Origin of the sequence: Lysinibacillus sp. BPa_S21 (genome assembly GCF_023337795.1) — a bacterium.
Taxonomy (GTDB): domain Bacteria; phylum Bacillota; class Bacilli; order Bacillales_A; family Planococcaceae; genus Lysinibacillus.
This window is the reverse complement of the sequence record NZ_JALIRS010000002.1, coordinates 14,401-34,446: the sequence shown is the minus strand read 5'-3', so window position 1 is coordinate 34,446 and position 20,046 is coordinate 14,401. Positions and strand designations below refer to the sequence as shown.

The window sequence follows — 20,046 nt, the reverse complement described above, 5'->3', positions numbered from 1 at the left end:
AATGAGGAGGATTCAAGTGACGGAAACAACTGAAAACAAAGACCTTGTACAAGACGATGTACAAGCTGAAAATGTAGTAGAAGAAACAGAAGTAGTAGAAGAACAAAAAGCTGAATTAACAATCGAAGAACAGTACGAAGCAAAGCTAGCTGCGTTACAAGCAAAGCTAGACGACGAAGAAAATCGTCATCTACGCTTGCGCGCTGACTTCGATAATATGCGTCGTCGCAATCAACTTGATCGTGAGGCTGCTGAGAAGTACCGCGCTCAGAGTTTGCTATCAGATTTACTACCAGTAATCGATAATTTCGAGCGTGCCTTACAAGTTGAAGTGACTTCTGAAGAAACCGCTTCTATCGTAAAAGGTATTGAAATGGTGTATCGTTCTCTGATAGAAGCTACGGAGAAGGAAGGCTTAGAGGTCATTAAAGCTGAAGGTGAGCAATTTGATCCGAATGTTCACCAAGCTGTCATGCAGGAGCAAGATAGTGAAAAAGAAACGGGTGTTGTCCTACGCGAGCTTCAAAAAGGCTATATGTTAAAGGACCGAGTATTGCGCCCAACAATGGTATCTGTGAACGAATAGACTTTGTCTATTTAGTTAATTACATTAGTTAGAAAACGCATTATTGCGTTTAAATAATAGGAGGAAATATTTATGAGCAAAATTATTGGTATTGACTTAGGAACAACAAACTCTTGTGTCTCTGTACTTGAAGGTGGAGAACCAAAAGTAATTCCAAATCCAGAAGGAAACCGTACAACACCATCTGTTGTTGCGTTTAAAAATGGCGAACGTCAAGTTGGTGAAGTAGCAAAACGACAATCAGTAACAAACCCTAACACAATTATTTCTATCAAATCTAAAATGGGTACATCTGAAAAAGTAAAAGTGGAAGATAAAGAATATACGCCACAAGAAGTATCTGCAATGATTCTTCAATACTTAAAAGGCTATGCTGAAGACTACTTAGGTGAAAAAGTAACAAAAGCAGTTATTACTGTACCTGCTTACTTCAACGACGCTCAACGTCAAGCTACTAAAGATGCTGGTAAAATTGCAGGTTTAGAAGTAGAGCGTATTATTAACGAACCAACAGCTGCTGCACTTGCTTATGGTTTAGACAAACAAGATACAGATCAAAAAGTATTAGTATTCGACCTTGGTGGCGGTACATTTGACGTTTCTATTCTTGAATTAGGTGACGGTGTATTTGAAGTATTAGCGACAGCTGGTGATAACAAACTAGGTGGAGACAATTTCGACGACGCAATCATCGAATATCTTGTAGCAGAATTCAAAAAAGAAAACGGCATTGACCTTTCTAAAGATAAAATGGCTATGCAACGTCTAAAAGATGCAGCTGAAAAAGCGAAAAAAGATTTATCAGGTGTAACATCTACTCAAATTTCTTTACCATTCATCACTGCTGGTGAAGCGGGTCCATTACACTTAGAAATTTCTTTAACTCGTGCAAAATTTGACGAAATTACATTACCATTAGTAAACCGTACAGTAGGTCCGGTACGTCAAGCATTATCTGATGCAGGTCTTTCAACATCTGAAATTGACCAAGTAATCTTAGTTGGTGGTTCAACTCGTATTCCAGCTGTACAAGAAGCTGTACGTAAAGAAACGAATAAAGAGCCACACCGCGGTGTAAACCCTGACGAAGTTGTAGCAATGGGTGCTGCTGTTCAAGGTGGCGTATTAACTGGTGATGTTAAAGACGTAGTTTTACTTGACGTAACTCCACTTTCTTTAGGTATCGAAACTATGGGTGGCGTATTCACAAAATTAATCGACCGTAACACTACAATTCCAACATCTAAATCACAAGTATTCTCAACTGCAGCTGACAACCAACCAGCAGTAGATATTCACGTTCTACAAGGTGAACGCTCAATGGCAGCAGACAACAAAACATTAGGTCGCTTCCAATTATCAGATATTCCACCGGCACCACGTGGTGTACCACAAATCGAAGTAACATTCGATATTGATAAAAATGGTATAGTATCTGTTAAAGCAAAAGACCTTGGTACAAACAAAGAACAAACAATTGTGATCCAATCTGATTCTGGTTTATCTGAGGAAGAAATCGAACGTATGGTAAAAGATGCTGAGGCAAATGCTGAGGCGGATTCTAAACGTAAAGAAGAAGCAGATCTTCGCAACGAAGCAGACCAATTAGTGTTCCAAGTTGACAAAACAATTGCTGATTTAGGCGAACAAATTACAGAAGACGAGAAAAAATCTGTAGAAGATGCTCGTGATGAGCTGAAAAAAGCGCTTGAAGCAGGCGAATTAGAAGGCATTAAATCTGCTAAAGAAAAACTAGAAGGTGTATTACAACCGCTAGTAATGAAAGTATATGAACAAGCTGCAGCAGCTGCCCAAGCAGCACAAGGTGGCGAAGCAGGTGCAGATGCTGGCGCTGATAAAAAAGATGATATCGTAGATGCTGACTTTGAGGAAGTAAAAGACGATAAATAATAATCATTAACACAGTGAAGTGAAGAAGCCAAAGACCGCTTGCGGCTTTGGCTTTTCTCTTTATTTTTTGCTATATTCTACACATTTGGATGTTGGTCACGAAGGCATTGTCACAGGACGTGACGCACTTAGCCTTTGTTCCGTTATCGGAGGAAGCGGCTCGACGCTCGCTCGCAGGAAGCCTTGCTCTGCGCGAAAACGAGTAGCCCGTAGTGGAATCAGAGCCTTCTAGAGTGGATAAAAATGATTAATCAACACCTTTGGTACAACAATTGTAATGTATATTTAATAATAAAATAGAGGCAGTTTTTTTAACTGCATGATACAATAGATTTTATGCAAAAAGAGCGGAGTGTGAATCATGGAGAAACGCGATTACTACGAGGTGCTTGGTTTAACAAAATCGGCTTCAAAAGATGAAATTAAAAAAGCATACCGTAAATTATCAAAACAATACCATCCTGACCTTAATAAAGAGCCAGGTGCAGATGAAAAATTCAAAGAAATCGCTGAAGCTTATGAAGTATTAAGTGATGATCAGAAAAAAGCACGCTATGATCAATTTGGTCATGAGGATCCAAATGCAGGATTTGGCGGCGGCTTTGGAGGCGGCGGCTTTGGCGGCTTCGAGGATATTTTCAGCTCTTTCTTTGGAGGTGGCGGTCGCCGTCAGGACCCGAATGCACCACGCAAAGGTGATGACCTTCAATATCGTATGAATATTAAGTTTGAGGAAGCGATCTTCGGGAAAGAAACAGAAATCGAAATTCCTAAAGATGAAGTATGTGATACTTGCCACGGTTCAGGTGCAAAGCCAGGTACTAATCCTGAAACATGTTCAACATGTCAAGGTGCCGGTCAAGTAAATCAAGCAGTAGATACACCTTTCGGCCGTATGATGAATCGTCGTACGTGTTCTACATGTCACGGTGCAGGTAAAATCATTAAAGAAAAATGTTCAACTTGTCGTGGCGAAGGAAAAGTTCAACAACGTAAGAAGATCAAAGTAAACATTCCTGCAGGTGTGGATGATGGTCAGCAAATTCGTGTGTCTGGTCAAGGTGAGCCGGGTATAAATGGAGGACCAGCGGGGGATTTATATATTATGTTCCGCGTTCAAGGACATAAAGAGTTTGAACGTGATGGCGATGATATTTATTTCGAATTAAAACTGACATTCCCACAAGCAGCTCTTGGTGATGAAATTGAAGTTCCAACTGTTCATGGTAAAGTTAAACTACGTATTCCAGCGGGAACACAGTCAGGTGCGCAATTCCGTCTAAAAGACAAAGGTGTCAAAAATGTCCATGGCTATGGTACAGGGAATCAATATGTAACAGTAAAAGTGATGACACCAGAGAAATTAACAGAAAGACAAAAGCAATTACTACGTGAATTTGCGGAGATCAGTGGTGATATTCCTGAAGAGCAAGGAAGCTCACTATTCGATAAAATTAAGAAAAAATTCCAAGGTGAATAATTAGAGGAGCTGAAGAGCTACGTGAAGTGGTCAGAATTATCCATTCATACAAAAAATGAAGCGGTAGAAGCAATTTCGAATATTTTGCATGAAGCAGGGGCAAGTGGTGTGGTTATTGAGGATTCTGCAGAATTTGCGAAACCACGAGAAGATCAGTATGGTGAAATTTATGCGCTAAATGAAGCGGATTTTCCGAAAGATGGTGTTATTGTTAAGGCTTACTTATCGGAGTCTAGTTTTTTAAATGAAACAGTCGAAGAAATTAAGGCGGCTATAACAAATCTAACGAACTTCAACATCGATATTGGTGAAAATATTGTATCGATTGTGGAAGTGAACGAGGAAGACTGGGCAACAGCATGGAAGCAATACTATCATCCTGTAAAAATTTCTGAACGCTTTACAATTGTACCAACATGGGAAGAATATGTACCAGTGTCAACAGATGAGCTAATTATTGAATTAGATCCTGGTATGGCTTTTGGTACAGGAACACACCCTACAACTGTTATGTGTTTACAGGGGCTTGAGAAGGTTGTAAAAGAAGGCGATCAGGTTATCGATATTGGAACGGGTTCAGGCGTTCTTTCAATCGGTTCTGCCTTACTAGGAGCTAAAAGCGTTCATGCCCTTGATTTAGACGAAGTAGCTGTACGTTCTGCACAAGAAAATGTTGTGTTAAACAAAGTAGATGATACAGTATCTGTATTCCATGGGAACCTATTGGATACAGTAAAGGAACCAGCTGATGTCGTTGTTGCGAATATTTTAGCAGAAATTATTATGTCCTTTACGGACGATGCATTTTCAATTGTCAAACCGGGTGGATTATATGTCACTTCAGGCATCATTGCCGCTAAACGTGATGATGTAAAAGCAGCACTTGAAGCTTCAGGCTTTGTCATCGAAGAAGTATTACTAATGGAAGACTGGGTAGCGATCATTGCCCGTCGACCACAATAAGTGGACTGAGGGAGCGCCAAATCGTGAGCCGAGTGCTTGCGATTTGGCGTTTTCTCTTCTTGCTATAAAGGAGTATGGTAACATGCAGCGATATTTTATTGAGACGACGATAGAGGAAGCACGTATTAGCGGTGAGGATGCGCGACATATTGAACGAGTAATGCGTATGAAAGAGGGCGATAAAATCGTTGTAGTTGCACAAAATACCGCCCACATTTGTGAAATCGTAGCCTTTGAAGGAGACGAGGTACACGTTCAAACTACAGGTGAGATCATTCCTTCACCAGAGTTACCTGTTCATGTAACAGTGGCATGTGGTTTGCCGAAGGGTGATAAGTTAGAACTTATTACACAAAAGGCCACAGAGCTTGGAATGTTTGCTTTGTTACCGTTTGAAGCGGAGCGTTCCATCGTTAAATGGGATAAAAAGAAGGGTGTCAAAAAGCAAGAGCGGCTACAAAAAATTGCAAAAGAAGCAGCTGAGCAATCCCATCGTACACATATCCCAGCTATTTATGAACCAATTTCATTTAAACAGTTAGTTGAACAAGTAGACCATTTCGACGCCGTTTTTATAGCAGATGAAGAGGATGCAAAAGCAGAAAAACGCACAAAGTTTGCAGAGAAGCTAAAAAACGTGTATGACAAAAAATCAACATCTATTCTTATTATCTTTGGCCCAGAAGGCGGCATTGCACGAAAAGAAGCCGATGCTCTTCTTCAAGCAGGAGCTCAAACGATGTCTTTAGGACCTCGAATTTTACGAGCAGAAACAGCCCCACTCTATGCGCTGTCGGCAATATCTTATGAATTTGAATGAAACAACATGTAAGCGTAAATTGCATGTAAATATATGCGGTTATGGATAGGTTTGGAAGACTTTTAAATGACTGTTTTTATGAGTAATCCTAGAAGTAGAGCTGATTCAATTTTGAATCGGCTCTATTTTATTGCACTCAAAAAACATGTTGAAAAGATTGATCATTAGTAAAACTTCGAATTTGGATAGTGCAGAAAAATGATTCTTGGATATCAAAGCCAATTTGGGGTGTCGCGGAATATGGGATAATCAACGAAAAGGAAGTAAATAAATTAATAAGCTCATTAACTTTTTTGTAATTGCTACTATGATCTAATCTGCTTTTTTAATCGCTACAGGTTTATATACGATTTCATTTCCTAACGTTTATTTGAAGTAGGTAAAATACCAATCACCATTTCAATAGTAGCTTTTGGTACTTGGACTAGATTGAGCATGCTACATTTACGGGGAAATAAAAATGCAAAAGAAAATTTTCTTAAATGATAAATACTATTAGACCAGGCGCCCAAAATGATGGGTACCTGGCATTTTTTTGTTCATTATTATCCCGCAACCCAAAAATCCTTTTTTAAAAATGAGTAAAAAAACTAGTATACACGTCTATTCATAGATTTAACGGCTACATATTCTATATGGAGAGCTCTAAAAAAACTACAAAATGAAACGAGGGAAATTATTTGAGTAATCAATTAGATCCAATTCAATCTTGTCCAGTAACATCAACAGAACAAATACCGTTAAATACTGCTGCTACTCCACTAGTGGTTACACCGGTAACGACTCCAACTATTAAAGTTCCGGTTGTACTTGCAGAACCAACACTTCAAATAGTTGTGGAGGCAGATATTCCTCTTGCTCCTGCAGCAACTGAAATCAAAAGAGTGAAAAAAAATGTATTCCTAAATCAAGTGAAATTAGTACCGGTTAGATTTACACGTATTGCAGGCACTGACTTTTTTATGGTAACAAGGGCTAAATTATTTGTAGCAGGACATATTCGCAAAAATATAGAATATGCTTCAGCAGCATGTAACGGGGCGCTTCAAGATAGAATTGCCGATGTTCCGTTTTCTGGTTTTACAGACCTTACTTTCCCACAAATAACAGGAGGTGCTTTCCCAATCTTAGGAATTTCTGAGTTTGCCGAAGCGAACTTCCTTAATGAAACTACGCAAATGGATGCTCGATTGGATAAGGCTTTCTTCCAAAATCTCGTTAAATACAATGAACAACCATTTGGCGAATTAGTAGCAGCAAACTTCTTTGAACTTGATTTTTCACCAGTTATGACAGATCCAGAAGGCACTTTCGACACATTACGTGAAAAAATCGTACTAGAGCTTACTGTAAAAGTACTGCAAGTTCAACAAGTCCGCCTTGGAGCAGGCACTAGTGTAATAACTCCTAATCTTTTAGGGCTTACTCCTCCAGTTAGTCCATAATAGATCCTCCTACTAGATCTTGTTAACCTCTAATTTTTAGAGGAGGAAATTAGAGATAAAAGGACATTTTAGGGTTTAGCATTTGTTAGTACTACGAGCACACTGAAATAATCTAATATTTGATGTGGCAGTTGATAAATCGTATTTTCAACTGCCATTTTTCTATAATAATCAGTAAAAAAAACTAGTATACACGTCTATTCATAGATTTAATGGCTACATATTCTATATGGAGAGCTCTCAAAAACTACAAAATGAAACGAGGGAAATTATTTGAGTAATCAATTAGATCCAATTCAATCTTGTCCAGTAACATCAACAGAACAAATACCGTTAAATACTGCTGCTACTCCACTAGTGGTTACACCGGTAACGACTCCAACTATTAAAGTTCCGGTTGTACTTGCAGAACCAACACTTCAAATAGTTGTGGAGGCAGATATTCCTCTTGCTCCTGCAGCAACTGAAATCAAAAGAGTGAAAAAAAATGTATTCCTGAATCAAGTGAAACTAGTACCGGTTGCTTTTTTACGTATTGCCGGCACTGACTTTTTTAGGGTAACAAGGGCTAAATTATTTGTAGCAGGACATATTCGCAAAAATATAGAATATGCTTCAGCAGCATGTAACGGGGCGCTTCAAGATAGAATTGCCGATGTTCCGTTTTCTGGTTTTACAGACCTTACTTTCCCACAAATAGTAGGAGGTGCTTTCCCAATCTTAGGAATTTCTGAGTTTGCCGAAGCGAACTTCCTTAATGAAACTACGCAAATGGATGCTCGATTGGATAAGGCTTTCTTCCAAAATCTCGTTAAATACAATGAACAACCATTTGGTGAATTAGTAGCAGCAAACTTCTTTGAACTTGATTTTTCACCAGTTATGACAGATCCAGAAGGCACTTTCGACACATTACGTGAAAAAATCGTACTAGATCTTACTGTAAAAGTACTGCAAGTTCAACAAGTCCGCCTTGGAGCAGGCACTAGTGTAATAACTCCTAATCTTACAGGGCTTACTCCTCCAGTTGGTCCTACTGTAGATCCTCCTGTTATTCATCCTACTGAACCTTGTTAATCTCTAATTTTTAGAGGAGGAAATTAGAGATAAAAGGACATTTGAGGGTACTTAAAAAATCCAAAATTTAAGCTAGCAGTTGAAAAGTCGATTAAATCGAATTTTCAACTGCATTTTTTCTATAATAATATCGATCGTAAATGCACTAATAGATGTTATCAAAATAATTAAGGTGAAGAAAATAATGGAAAGATAAAATTTTAGTTTTTACTAAGCAATCGTCTCTCAAACGCATAAGTATCTCAATTGCTACTGAGATCTTTGAAAGTACTCGGTGACAAAAGTAAAAGTAATGCATAAAATGGATTGTAATTATAAGTGCAACACATAGATCAATAAAAGTAGCTCATAGTTTGAATTTTATTTGGATTTTCACCAAAACGTGTGGTTGATTTCCGTTCCGACTGGGTGCTTTGTAGCTGCCGCTTCGCTTTCGCTACAGATAAAACATTTGTAGCTGCCGCTTCGCTGCAGGATCTCGGGCCAACAGATGTTTTTTGCGCGAAAGCGTAGTGCTAACGTAGCGACAGCAGAGGGTTTTGTCTGTGCGAAAGCGCAGCGACAGCAACAGCACCGATGTTGGTCACGAATGCGTTATCATAGGCTGTGATGGTTTTAGCCTTAGTCCCCTGTCGCTGATCCCCAAGGAGTCGCCCAGTCTACACTCCAATCAACTTATTTACATAGTAGACGTGTTAACAAAAGTCATCCACAACTTTCGGCAGATATTGGAGAAGGGGAAGGAAATCGCTGTTTTTTTACCAATCTAATCATCAAGGTAAGTGGAAGAAATAAAAAATGAAAAACGGGTTACTTCGTGAGTTTTCCCTGAAGAAAACAGACTTTGTATAAGTCTCTCTAGAAGAATTCATAAAATCTTATCACAAAAAATAAATCGATCAAAAAGACTTCTTGACTGGAAAAAAGCGTAAGAATTTTTACGGATTGACTGTTACACTTTTTTGTCAAAACATTATTTGGGAGTGAACGAATGAAAACTCCATGGATTAATTATAGAGAGATGAAAGAAATAAGTTCCAAGCAAAAAGTTTTTGCCTATTGTAATAACCTCCTGACTAAAGAAAAAGAAGATGAAACTACTGCAGCGCATCTAGATCCCAATCGTGAGATACTCTTTTCTTCTGAAGTTGATGCTGAGGATGAAATAAATGAGCTCCTTGATATAGAAGAGGCGGATGAAACCAATTCTGTAGAGGAACAGGAACTTGTAGCGTATCTAGACTCCGATTGTGGGTTACTGATCCCTGCTGAAATGGATGTTGAAGATGAAAAGAATAATCTCTTTGATATAGAAGAGACGGATGAAACCGATCCTGCAGAGGAACAAGAACTTGTATCGCATCTAGGGTCCAATTGTGAGCTACTTATCCCTTCTGAAATTGATGTTGAAGATGAAATGAATGACCTGCTTGATATAAACGAGGTAGAAGGAACCAATCTTGTGGAAGAACAGGATTTTGCATCTCATCTAGACTCTAATCGTGAATTTTTAAGTTCTTCTAAATACAATAGGGATGATAAAATTATGAGTCCTATTGATACAGAAGAGTTTAAGGAAATCACCCCTACAGGTCCGGAAAGTGCATCTACTGGGTCAGTGCAAGGAACAGTATGTTCTAGAACAAATAAAATTCAAATTTCTACTCACGTGGAAATTGATGATTTTCTTCATGCTCCGATATGTGGTGAGATTGTTAAAAATACATTTGATTTTCTTGATCTAGACAATCATCTTACTCCTCAATTTGAAACCAAGCTATTTCATACTACAACAGATTATCCTGAATTGCCTGAATGTCGTTTGGTGAGCTCTAAATTTAATGAAATTATATTTTTAATGAGAACTAATACTTATGATAAGAATAATCGGAAGAGTTATCCATCTAAATTAGTTGGAACTCCCTTACATAACACACGATCAATTAAACAAGGAGAAACGAATAATCACTCTTACAGTTCCGATGACTTTATACACATTAGAGCTCCAGTTGTAGTAGGGGAATATAAAATAGAAATATGCCTTGAAGAGAATATCGAATTTGAAGAAGGAATTGCGGGAGTTAAAGATATCTCAAATGAGGTAGTATTAACCGATTGCAGATTCGTTCCTAATCAGTTTTCTCAATCATTAGGTAATGGGACATGTTCAGCATTGAAGGGGAATTTATCTATTGAAGGTTATATTCATCAGAGTATTGAATATACTGCATCTCACACTGGGGATGTAGTTCCTGCACAAAATGAGTCATTAAATCAAACAAATCAAATGTGCCAAAATATAGTAGTAGAATTAGTCATTCATATGCTACAAGCACAGAAAATTCGAGTGCCAAGGATCTAGAGGATACTTGAAACTTATCTCTCTGCTCAAAAATCTCTTTTTAACTTTTTGTATCGAAAGCGAAGCACGGGTACAGAAGTCTCTCACCTCTAAAGGTGGTGAGATGAATGCGGTGTTTTAGGTTACTTTTCAGTGGGTGTACAAACATCCGTTGAAAAGGAATTCAGTCTAAGAACGCCACGTCCTGTAGCAATTGTGCGAATGCGACAGCAATAAAAACACACGACTGAGTGTCCAACATCATGTTGCTGTCGCTGCGCTTTCGCACAAAAAACATCATGTTGCTGTCGCTACGTTAAAAACTGCGTTTTCGCACAAAAAACATAAAAACCAGTATATACGTCCATGAATAGGTTAAATGGCTACATATTCTAGCGATATGAGATTACTCATAAAAAAAATGAAAAGAGGGATTTTTTTTGAGTGAACAATTAGATAATCAATTAGATACTCATGTCAATCATAAGGAGCCTTGTCCAGTAGCATCAACTGAACAAATACCATTAAATAGTGAGGCTACACCAGTTGTCGTTACACCGGTAACGACTCCAACTATTAAAGTTCCAGTTGTCCTTGCAGAACCAACACTTCAAATAGTTGTAGAGTCAGATATAACTCTTACTCCTGCAGCAACTGAAATCAAAAGAGTGAAAAAAAATGTCTTCCTAAATCAAGTGAAACTGGTACCGGTTGCTTTTGCACGTATTGATGGCACTGACTTTTTTAGAGTAACAAGAGCAAAATTATTTGTAGCGGGACATATTCGCAAAAATATAGAATATGCTTCATCAGCATGTAATGGGGCACTCCGTGATAGAATTGCCGATGTTCCATTTTCTGGTTTTACAGACCTTACTTTCCCACAAACAATTGGAGGTTCTACTCCGATCTTAGGAATTTCCGAGTTTGCCGAAGCGAACTTCCTTAATGAAAAAACGCAAATGGATGCTAGATTGGATAAAGCTTTCTTCCAAAATCTCGTTAAATACAATGAACAACCATTTGGCGAGTTAGTAGCTGCAAATTTCTTTGAACTTGATTTCTCACCAAAAATGGCAGCACCAGAAGGTACTTTCAGCACATTGCGTGAAAAAATCGTGCTAGAGCTTACTGTAAAAGTACTGCAAGTTCAACAAGTCCGCCTTGGAGCTGGCACTAATGTAATAACTCCTAATCTTTTAGGGCTTACTCCTCCTATGAGTACGTAATAACTATAGTTTTAAGAGAAGCAAGACAAATAAAAAGGCATTTTTCTGCAAAAACGAAAATACACATGTAGTATTTAATGGGCACTGATAAAAATCCTATATTTGACTAGGCAGTTGAATCTAATTTTTAACTGCCTTTTTGCAATTTAATAACTAACAGAATAGATTTTTTACAAGGGGTATTGGGAGGAACTAGGGGGAATTAAAAAACGATTCATTCATTAAGATATTCATAGCAATTGACTCTACATATTTTAATATCTCAAATGATTTAACCTTTTTCAGCAATTATTTTGGTAGCGACAGTAACACAGTTTTATATGAGCGAAAGCGAGGCGACAGCAACACGATTTTATCTGTGCGAAAGCGAAGCGACAGCAACAAGGTTTTATCTGTGCGAAAGCGAAGCGACAGCAACAAGGTTTTATCTGTGCGAAAGCGAAGCGACAGCAACAATAATAACAACACGCATGACTGAATGATAAAATGGCCGTTTTTGGTTTTAGTGGAACAGCCTATTAACAAGAAGGTACTCAATATTACGGTACCTATTTTTATACAAAAAAATAAGACTAACCAAAAAGCTAGGCTCATTATCTTTATTTGTGCTATTATTAGACACGTTGATAATTTAATTTATGGTAGTGTACTCTTGAAAGGATGATATATATTATGAGTAACGAGCGACCGAAAATCGTGAGTTTCCATACTCTAGGTTGTAAAGTAAATCATTATGAAACAGAAGCAATTTGGCAACTATTTAAAGAAGAAGGCTATGAACGTACGGAGTTTGATCGTCAAGCAGACGTTTATGTCATTAATACATGTACTGTAACAAATACAGGGGATAAAAAATCACGTCAAGTGATCCGTCGAGCTATTCGTCAAAACCCAGACGCGGTCATTTGTGTTACAGGATGTTACGCTCAAACATCTCCTGCAGAAATTATGGCGATTCCTGGCGTTGACATTGTGGTAGGTACACAGGATCGTACAAAATTACTTGGCTACATAGACCAATATCTTACTGAACGCCAACCAATTAATGCTGTACGCAACATTATGAAAAATCGTGTGTATGAGGAATTGGACGTGCCTGCATTTACAGACCGTACACGCGCATCTTTAAAAATACAAGAAGGCTGTAATAACTTCTGTACGTTTTGTATTATTCCATGGGCACGTGGGTTAATGCGCTCTCGAGATCCCCAAGAAGTATTGAACCAAGCCCAACAACTTGTAGATGCGGGGTATCTTGAAATTGTTCTAACGGGTATTCATACAGGTGGCTATGGACAAGACTTAAAAGATTACAATTTAGCTCAGCTACTACGTGATCTAGAGGCGAATGTAAAAGGCTTAAAACGTCTTCGTATTTCTTCAATTGAGGCAAGTCAATTAACAGATGAAGTGATTGAAGTTTTACGCGAATCCAATATCGTTGTAAACCATTTACACATTCCAATCCAATCTGGCTCTGATACAGTTTTAAAACGTATGCGTCGTAAATATACAATGGAGTTCTTCGGTGAACGCTTAACTAAACTACATGAAGCTTTACCAGACCTGGCTGTCACTTCTGACGTAATCGTCGGTTTCCCAGGAGAAACTGAGGAAGAGTTCATGGAAACATATAACTTTATTCGTGATCACAAGTTTTCTGAATTACACGTATTCCCGTTCTCTCCACGTACAGGAACACCAGCTGCACGCATGGAAGACCAAATTGACGAGGACATTAAAAACGAACGTGTTCACCGATTAATCGCTTTAAATGACCAATTAGCAAAGGAATATGCTTCTCGCTTTGAAGATCAAGTGCTAGAGGTAATTCCTGAAGAATTCGTGCATGATGGAAGCGATGAGGAAGGACTATTAACAGGTTATACAGATAATTACTTAAAAGTAGTCTTTGAAGGTCCTGAAAGTCTTATCGGACAACTTGTGAAGGTGAAAATTACGCAAGCCGGATATCCTCACTCTAAAGGACAATTCGTTCGAGTATTGGAAACTGTAAAATAAAGATAAAGTACCTATGAATAGAAACACCGTTCAAATTTGAGCGGTGTTTTGCTCTATTTTTTTAAAATAATTTGAATTCATCTACTTTCATTCAAAATTAGACGGAAACGTTAAAAAATGTTATGATGCCAAAAGAGGTACGTACAACTTGTTGATAGAAGGAGCGTCTAATAAAATGGAACAAAATTTCGCGCGTATGATTGATCACACATTATTAAAAGCTGAAGCTACAAAAGAGCAAATCGAAAAACTGTGTGCTGAGGCAAAACAATTTAACTTTGCTTCTGTTTGTGTAAATCCAACTTGGGTAAATTATAGTAGTGAGCTTTTACAAGGCACAGAAGTTTTAGTGTGTACTGTAATTGGCTTTCCATTAGGTGCTAACACGCCGGCTGTGAAAGCATTCGAGGCGAAAGATGCGATTGCTAATGGTGCTAAAGAGGTAGACATGGTTATAAATATCGGTGCATTAAAAGATAAAAACTATGACCTTGTGCAAGCAGATATTGCTGCAGTTGTAGAAGCGGCAAAAGGCAGTGCTCTTGTAAAAGTAATTATAGAAACTTGCCTTCTAACTGAAGAAGAAAAAGTAAAAGCATGTGAGCTAGCTGTGGCAGCTGGTGCTGACTATGTGAAAACATCAACTGGCTTTTCTACTGGTGGCGCAACAGCAGAAGATATTGCCTTAATGCGTAAAACAGTAGGCCCAGATCTAGGTGTAAAAGCTTCTGGCGGTGTACGAAGCTTAGAGGATATGAAAATGATGATTGAAGCTGGCGCAACTCGTATTGGCGCAAGCTCTGGTGTAGCTATTATGAATGGATTAATCGCAGATTCTAATTATTAATAGTAATGAAAATCCTTATATAGTAAGTATTACGGGGCTGTTCTTTATGAACAGCCTCATTTTTAGGCCCAAATTCGTTTAAACTTTGACTAAATGCCTCCTCCAATTCCTTCAGAGCATGACCATATATTTCGTAAATCCTTTTATGCGTGTTTCCTAAACGTTCTGCTATGACCTTCACATTCAGTCCACGATACAATAAAATAGTACATTACGTATGTCTTAAATCATGTAAAATTATTTTAGGAAGCCTGGTCCTTTGAATAATCTTATACTTGATTTTAGCTGTATTGTTCGGTGCTTTAGGCTTCCCTGACAAATGTGAGATAAAAACAAATGTATCATCATTTTCGTATTCATCTTCATCCATCAGTTTTAGGCCATACAACAACAATTTTTGCTTACACCATTTTTTATAGGTTTCTAATTGCTTCATAACAGGAGAATTTAGAGTGCTATTAACAGTGGGAAGGTGCAAACGAACTCGAAAGAATCTGATACGGAGAGTTACTATGTATAAAATAATTTTTATGAACAAAACATATAGTTTAGACAAAAGAATCTAATTAGCCTAAATTAGATAAAATAGTCTAATTAGATTATTTCAGAGTGAAATCGGAAATTATAATAAAGACCATATACATGATGGGTGGTCTAAAATGCTATTATTAAATTAATGTCTCAATGCAATGTCCTACCGTTGAAATGCTGAAATTCATTGGGGGAGTAAGCATGAATCTTTTAAATTTGAAACTTAATCAATTATTTTTTGCTCTTAATAATTAATATATAAATAATCAAGCAGCTGCAAAAATGTGGTTGCTTTTTATTATGGTCAAAAGAAAACAGGTCTCTAGTGAGTAGCTGGTTTTTTACTTCGACCTTATACTTTCTCCTTTAACCCTCAATCTTCACTTTTGGAAAATCTTTATCATGAAAAAAGTTATGTTAAATGCTATTCCAATCCATACATGTTCGGCGTTTAAGTTCGTTAGAATCCCAAAATAGCATTTCATTCGAACCCTCATTTATTTTTGCTTCTATGGCTTCTTTAAGGGCTTTATTCACTTTATCAAAAATTTATTTTAGCTATATTGAGCGTTTATTTTAGTTTGATACCTTTATCATATGGAATCCACAATAAACATTATGATTAGGAGGAATTGAATTGAAAGATATGTCAAAAAGTATAATCATAAATAATCTATGTAAAAAACATCAAGGTAAAGATATATTAAAAGGTATTTCATTTGAAGCAAAGCAAGGAAGAATAACAGCTTTTCTTGGTCCGAATGGTGCAGGGAAAAGTTCTACTATGCGGATTCTTCTTGGACTGGACTATCCCTCATCAGGTATCGCAACCTTTGCAAGCAAAGAATATAAAAGTTTTGATAAACCATTACAAACCGTAGGAGCTGTATTTGATGGGGTTGGAGGAGTGCCATCCAGAAAAGTAAAAACTCATCTTCGTATAGTAGCGCAGAGTAATCAAATCGCGCAAAATCGTGTGGAAGAAGTTTTACACGAAACAGGATTATTTGAAAAAAGAGGTTCAAAATTAGGAACACTATCATTGGGCGAAGGACAACGGCTTGGACTAGCAAGTGCACTTTTGGGCGACCCCCAATATCTTGTACTTGATGAACCAACCAATGGACTGGACCCCAGGGGTATGCGCTGGTTTCGTAAGTTTATCCGTAACCAAGCCAATCTAGGGAAAACGATTTTGCTATCTTCTCATTTTCTTGCCGAAATTGAAGAAATTGCAGACGATGTGATTGTCATTCAACATGGACAAATTGTAGCCAGCGGTGACCTGCCCGCTGTCATGAAAAATCTTGCATCATTAGAAGATGTATTTTTATCCCTTACAAGTGACGGTGATGATCATGAATAATTTTGTTTGTATAGTCAAGGTCGAATTTTTTAAAATAGTTGCACGTAAATCATGGTGGATGGTTCTTGGTTTAGTTGTTATTGTACAACCACTTTTGGCGATGATGAGTTCTAGCGAGCTAGTTAAAATAGGATTAGATGCGTCTCCTGCAACACACCCTGACTTAGTACAAGCAATACCACCTTTAGAGTATCTTGGATTTGATGACATTGTGCCCTTTGGATTACTTCCAATGGTTGTTTTAGGAGGTCTTATTGGAGCAAGCGAATATCGCAATCATAATTTACGTGTAACATTATTATGCTGTAGCAATCGTATAAGCGTTTTTTTGGCAAAATTAATCGCTATATTAACGAGCATTACGATTATTTCATTTTTATCTATCTATCTCACTATTATGGTTACTCATGCTAAGCTAGGAGCGCTAGGATTAAATCCATTCACTTTAAGTCCGATCACATGGGCGTTTATTGCTTACTCAATTTTAACTTGGATGTTATTAACACTGCTTGCGTTTTCGATTGGAATGCTAAGTCGCAATGCCATTGTTCCTTTCATTTTCCTCATTCCTCAAATATACGGTTTAGCTCATTATGTAGCTTCAAAATGGAGCCTAGGAGAGTATCTTCCAGTTACTGCGGGTGAATTACTTATGGCATCCCCTACGAACACTTTATCACATGACCCCATTAAAGGTGGCTTCATATTAGGTGCATGGACAATTCTTTTGTTACTTGGTGCTATGTATTCATTTGTTCGCCGAGATGTTGGAGGTGCTTACTAATGTGGAAATCCGCACTTCGTAGTGAATGGGCAAGATTCTTTTCCTATCACTGGTGTATCTGGGGTATGATTGGAGCTATTTTATTACCACCTGTCGCTTTATTAATTAGTGAAAACAATTTTGGTGGGATAAAACTTCAAGAGGAAGATGTCGTGGCTCTCTGTTTGCGATTTCTATATTTAGGGCAAGCAGGGATTGTGGTAGCAATGGCTGGTTTTTTAGGCCAGGAATATACGCATTCTTCTCTTAGAACGACGCTGCTTACCGTTCCCTCACGAATGAGATTGTTTCTGACAAAGAAATTAGTTGTTGTATCCAGTACTATAATCGCCGGCATACTTTCTAGTATATTATGCTTCATCGTGATCATAGCTAAATACCAATATGTATTTGCCAATGATGTACTAACGAAATTTATAACGGCTGTTTCTCTAGCAATCATCAGCTGGATCGTATTAGGGTGTATCTCTGCTAGTTTATCGATTATTACCAAGTCCTTAATTGTACCGATTGCTGTTTTATTCCCTATGATTATCGGAGGAAGTCAAATGTTGTTGGCTGTTACAGAGGTGGCGAAATATCTTCCCGATCTTGCTGGAATGAATCTGTTCTTGATACCGGAGCAAAAAACTTTTTTAGCATTAGGGCTAGGTGTGACAATTCAACTTATATGGGTAATTTCATTGGAATGTACTTCTGCTTATGTATTTCTTAGACGGGATATTCGCTGATGATACATTGATAATAGTCATCTTTTCTGATCATCTTGTGGGTATTTATCAAAAGAAATTGTTAGAGCAATGTATCGTGTAACATGGATTTACTATTATAATGTCATTAATAGCCATTGTTATATTTTACAAGTGAAGGTCAAGCGAAAGGAGATTAGGTATGGGCAAGAAAAAAATATTAATCATTGAAGATGAATATGATTTAGCAAGCATGATTAAAAAATATCTTTTGCTAGAACAGTACGATGTAGAACTTTCATTGAACGGTGGGAAAGCATTAACCGCATTTGATATGTTTAAGCCAGATATGATTTTATTGGATATTATGTTGCCAGAAAAAGATGGATTAGAAATTCTACGTCAAGTGCGGATGAAATCAACATTACCAGTCATTATTATAAGTGCCAAAGAAACAGAGTTAGATCGTATTCTTGGACTTAAAATAGGTGCAGATGATTACATGATAAAACCCTTTTCGATGAAAGAATTAGTTGCACGAATAGAAGCTATATTCAGAAGAATAGACAATTATTCAAGAAGTACTATCGACAAGCAGATTTTAAAATACAACCAATTTCGCATTGATGTAAACTCCAGAGAAATCAGTCATAATAATAGCCAATTGAACTTTACAGCAAAAGAATTTGATTTATTTGTGTTTCTTCTTCAACACCCAAAACAAGTTTTTAGTAAAACCCAGATATATGACAATGTTTGGGGTATTAACGAATACGGGGATATGAACACAGTGACGATTCACGTTCAGAAAATTAGAGAAAAATTAGGACAAGGACATGAGATTACTACGATACGAGGTATTGGGTATCGTTTCGATGGAGTCTTGCTATGAAAAAAACGATTGTTCGTGACTTAATACATATTTGTTGCGTTTTCTTCCTATTCTTGTTGCTTATTTTTTCACTCATCATGGAAGCAAAGGTTTTGTGGATTTATCTTTTAATCATTGCACCCCCTTTTGTGCTACTCTCCATTTATACGATACTGTATGTAAAAAAGAAAATCATCAAACCTATCAAATATTTAAGCAGTGAAGCAAGGTTTATTTCTGCTGGTGATTTATCACGAAAAATAGAACATAGGTCAAATGATGAAATGGGAGATTTTATTTCAGTTTTTGATTCTATGAGAAGTACATTATACGAACAGCAGAAACAGCAAGAGCAATTTGAAATGACTCGCAAAAACTTTATCGATAGTATTTCACATGATTTAAAAACACCGCTTGCTTCTATCTCGGCTTATATAGAAGCATTGCAAGATGGAATTGTTTCTACTCCAGAAGAAGAACAACAATATTTAAAAGTAATCGAAAACAAAGTGGCCGTATTAACCAAACTATCAAATCATTTAAGTATGAGCTATGAAACACCAGATACTTTATCTTTGTCATCGCAAAAAGTGAACTGTTATAGTTGGTCTGTTGATTTTCTAAGCGACATGGAAGTGGAATGTGCGATGAAAGGTGTAGTTTCAGAGTTTGTTAATGCTGTTCCCGATAGTGATAAACATAATATATGGATTGATATTTATCAATTTGATAGAGCCTTACAAAATCTTACGAGCAATGCTTTTCGTTATTATGAAAAATATTTTTCCATTTCTGTAGAAATTAGAAATGATCAATTTGTAATAGTGATTAAAAATGATGGTGCAAAACTAGATAATCACAATTTAAACAATATATTTGAAAGGTTTTATACAGAAGAAGAAGTAAACGAAAAGGGACATCTAGGATTAGGACTGTATATATCAAAAACGATTATTAATGCAATGAATGGTGAGATAAAAGTGAAAAAAGAAGCAGAAATGATTCAGTTTCAAATTGTTTTGCCTATTTTATAAAGATAGATGCATAATCGATTGGAGAAATTTGAAAAATCCAGCGTAAAGAC

Annotated in this window: 16 protein-coding genes; all 16 read left to right on the top strand. The window is 37.2% G+C overall.

The window, feature by feature from the left end:
• Positions 1-16: 16 nt before the first annotated feature.
• Entirely contained in the window at positions 17-586 is a 570-nt protein-coding gene (gene grpE / locus MOK21_RS03450) for a nucleotide exchange factor GrpE (RefSeq protein WP_249072587.1), read from the top strand.
• Positions 587-658: 72 nt separating this feature from the next.
• On the top strand, positions 659-2,497 hold the full coding sequence (dnaK, locus tag MOK21_RS03445) for a molecular chaperone DnaK (RefSeq protein WP_249072586.1): 1,839 nt from the start codon (positions 659-661) through the stop codon (positions 2,495-2,497).
• 361 nt (positions 2,498-2,858) lie between these two features.
• Complete coding sequence (gene dnaJ / locus MOK21_RS03440; RefSeq protein ID WP_249072585.1) at positions 2,859-3,977, top strand: molecular chaperone DnaJ; 1,119 nt, start codon at positions 2,859-2,861, stop codon at positions 3,975-3,977.
• Positions 3,978-3,998: 21 nt separating this feature from the next.
• On the top strand, positions 3,999-4,940 hold the full coding sequence (gene prmA, locus MOK21_RS03435) for a 50S ribosomal protein L11 methyltransferase (RefSeq protein ID WP_249072584.1): 942 nt from the start codon (positions 3,999-4,001) through the stop codon (positions 4,938-4,940).
• Positions 4,941-5,022: 82 nt separating this feature from the next.
• Entirely contained in the window at positions 5,023-5,760 is a 738-nt protein-coding gene (locus MOK21_RS03430; RefSeq protein WP_249072583.1) for a 16S rRNA (uracil(1498)-N(3))-methyltransferase, read from the top strand.
• Between the two features lie 680 nt (positions 5,761-6,440).
• On the top strand, positions 6,441-7,205 hold the full coding sequence (locus MOK21_RS03425; RefSeq protein WP_249072582.1) for a CsxC family protein: 765 nt from the start codon (positions 6,441-6,443) through the stop codon (positions 7,203-7,205).
• A 273-nt stretch (positions 7,206-7,478) separates the two neighbouring features.
• A complete protein-coding gene (locus MOK21_RS03420) occupies positions 7,479-8,282 on the top strand; it encodes a CsxC family protein (RefSeq protein WP_249072581.1) in 804 nt (267 codons plus the stop codon).
• A 991-nt stretch (positions 8,283-9,273) separates the two neighbouring features.
• Entirely contained in the window at positions 9,274-10,644 is a 1,371-nt protein-coding gene (locus MOK21_RS03415) for a BC_2427 family protein (protein WP_249072580.1), read from the top strand.
• A 419-nt stretch (positions 10,645-11,063) separates the two neighbouring features.
• Positions 11,064-11,852: a CsxC family protein gene (locus MOK21_RS03410; protein WP_249072579.1), complete on the top strand. Its 789-nt coding sequence runs from the start codon at positions 11,064-11,066 to the stop codon at positions 11,850-11,852.
• A gap of 672 nt (positions 11,853-12,524) precedes the next feature.
• The gene (gene mtaB / locus MOK21_RS03405; RefSeq protein ID WP_249072578.1) at positions 12,525-13,874 is read left to right on the top strand and encodes a tRNA (N(6)-L-threonylcarbamoyladenosine(37)-C(2))-methylthiotransferase MtaB; all 1,350 of its coding nucleotides are present in this window, start codon (positions 12,525-12,527) and stop codon (positions 13,872-13,874) included.
• Positions 13,875-14,049: 175 nt separating this feature from the next.
• The gene (gene deoC / locus MOK21_RS03400) at positions 14,050-14,721 is read left to right on the top strand and encodes a deoxyribose-phosphate aldolase (protein ID WP_249072577.1); all 672 of its coding nucleotides are present in this window, start codon (positions 14,050-14,052) and stop codon (positions 14,719-14,721) included.
• A 1,177-nt stretch (positions 14,722-15,898) separates the two neighbouring features.
• Positions 15,899-16,618 (top strand): ABC transporter ATP-binding protein, encoded by a 720-nt coding sequence (locus MOK21_RS03395; protein WP_249073023.1) that lies wholly within the window; start codon positions 15,899-15,901, stop codon positions 16,616-16,618.
• Complete coding sequence (locus MOK21_RS03390) at positions 16,611-17,402, top strand: ABC transporter permease (protein WP_249072576.1); 792 nt, start codon at positions 16,611-16,613, stop codon at positions 17,400-17,402. The genes MOK21_RS03395 and MOK21_RS03390 overlap by 8 nt, the downstream gene beginning before the upstream one ends.
• Positions 17,402-18,133 (top strand): ABC transporter permease, encoded by a 732-nt coding sequence (locus MOK21_RS03385; RefSeq protein ID WP_249072575.1) that lies wholly within the window; start codon positions 17,402-17,404, stop codon positions 18,131-18,133. Before MOK21_RS03390 ends, MOK21_RS03385 begins: the two co-directional genes overlap by 1 nt.
• Positions 18,134-18,293: 160 nt before the next feature.
• The gene (locus MOK21_RS03380; RefSeq protein WP_249072574.1) at positions 18,294-18,983 is read left to right on the top strand and encodes a response regulator transcription factor; all 690 of its coding nucleotides are present in this window, start codon (positions 18,294-18,296) and stop codon (positions 18,981-18,983) included.
• Complete coding sequence (locus tag MOK21_RS03375; protein WP_249072573.1) at positions 18,980-19,996, top strand: HAMP domain-containing sensor histidine kinase; 1,017 nt, start codon at positions 18,980-18,982, stop codon at positions 19,994-19,996. Before MOK21_RS03380 ends, MOK21_RS03375 begins: the two co-directional genes overlap by 4 nt.
• The last annotated feature ends 50 nt before the right edge of the window (positions 19,997-20,046 follow it).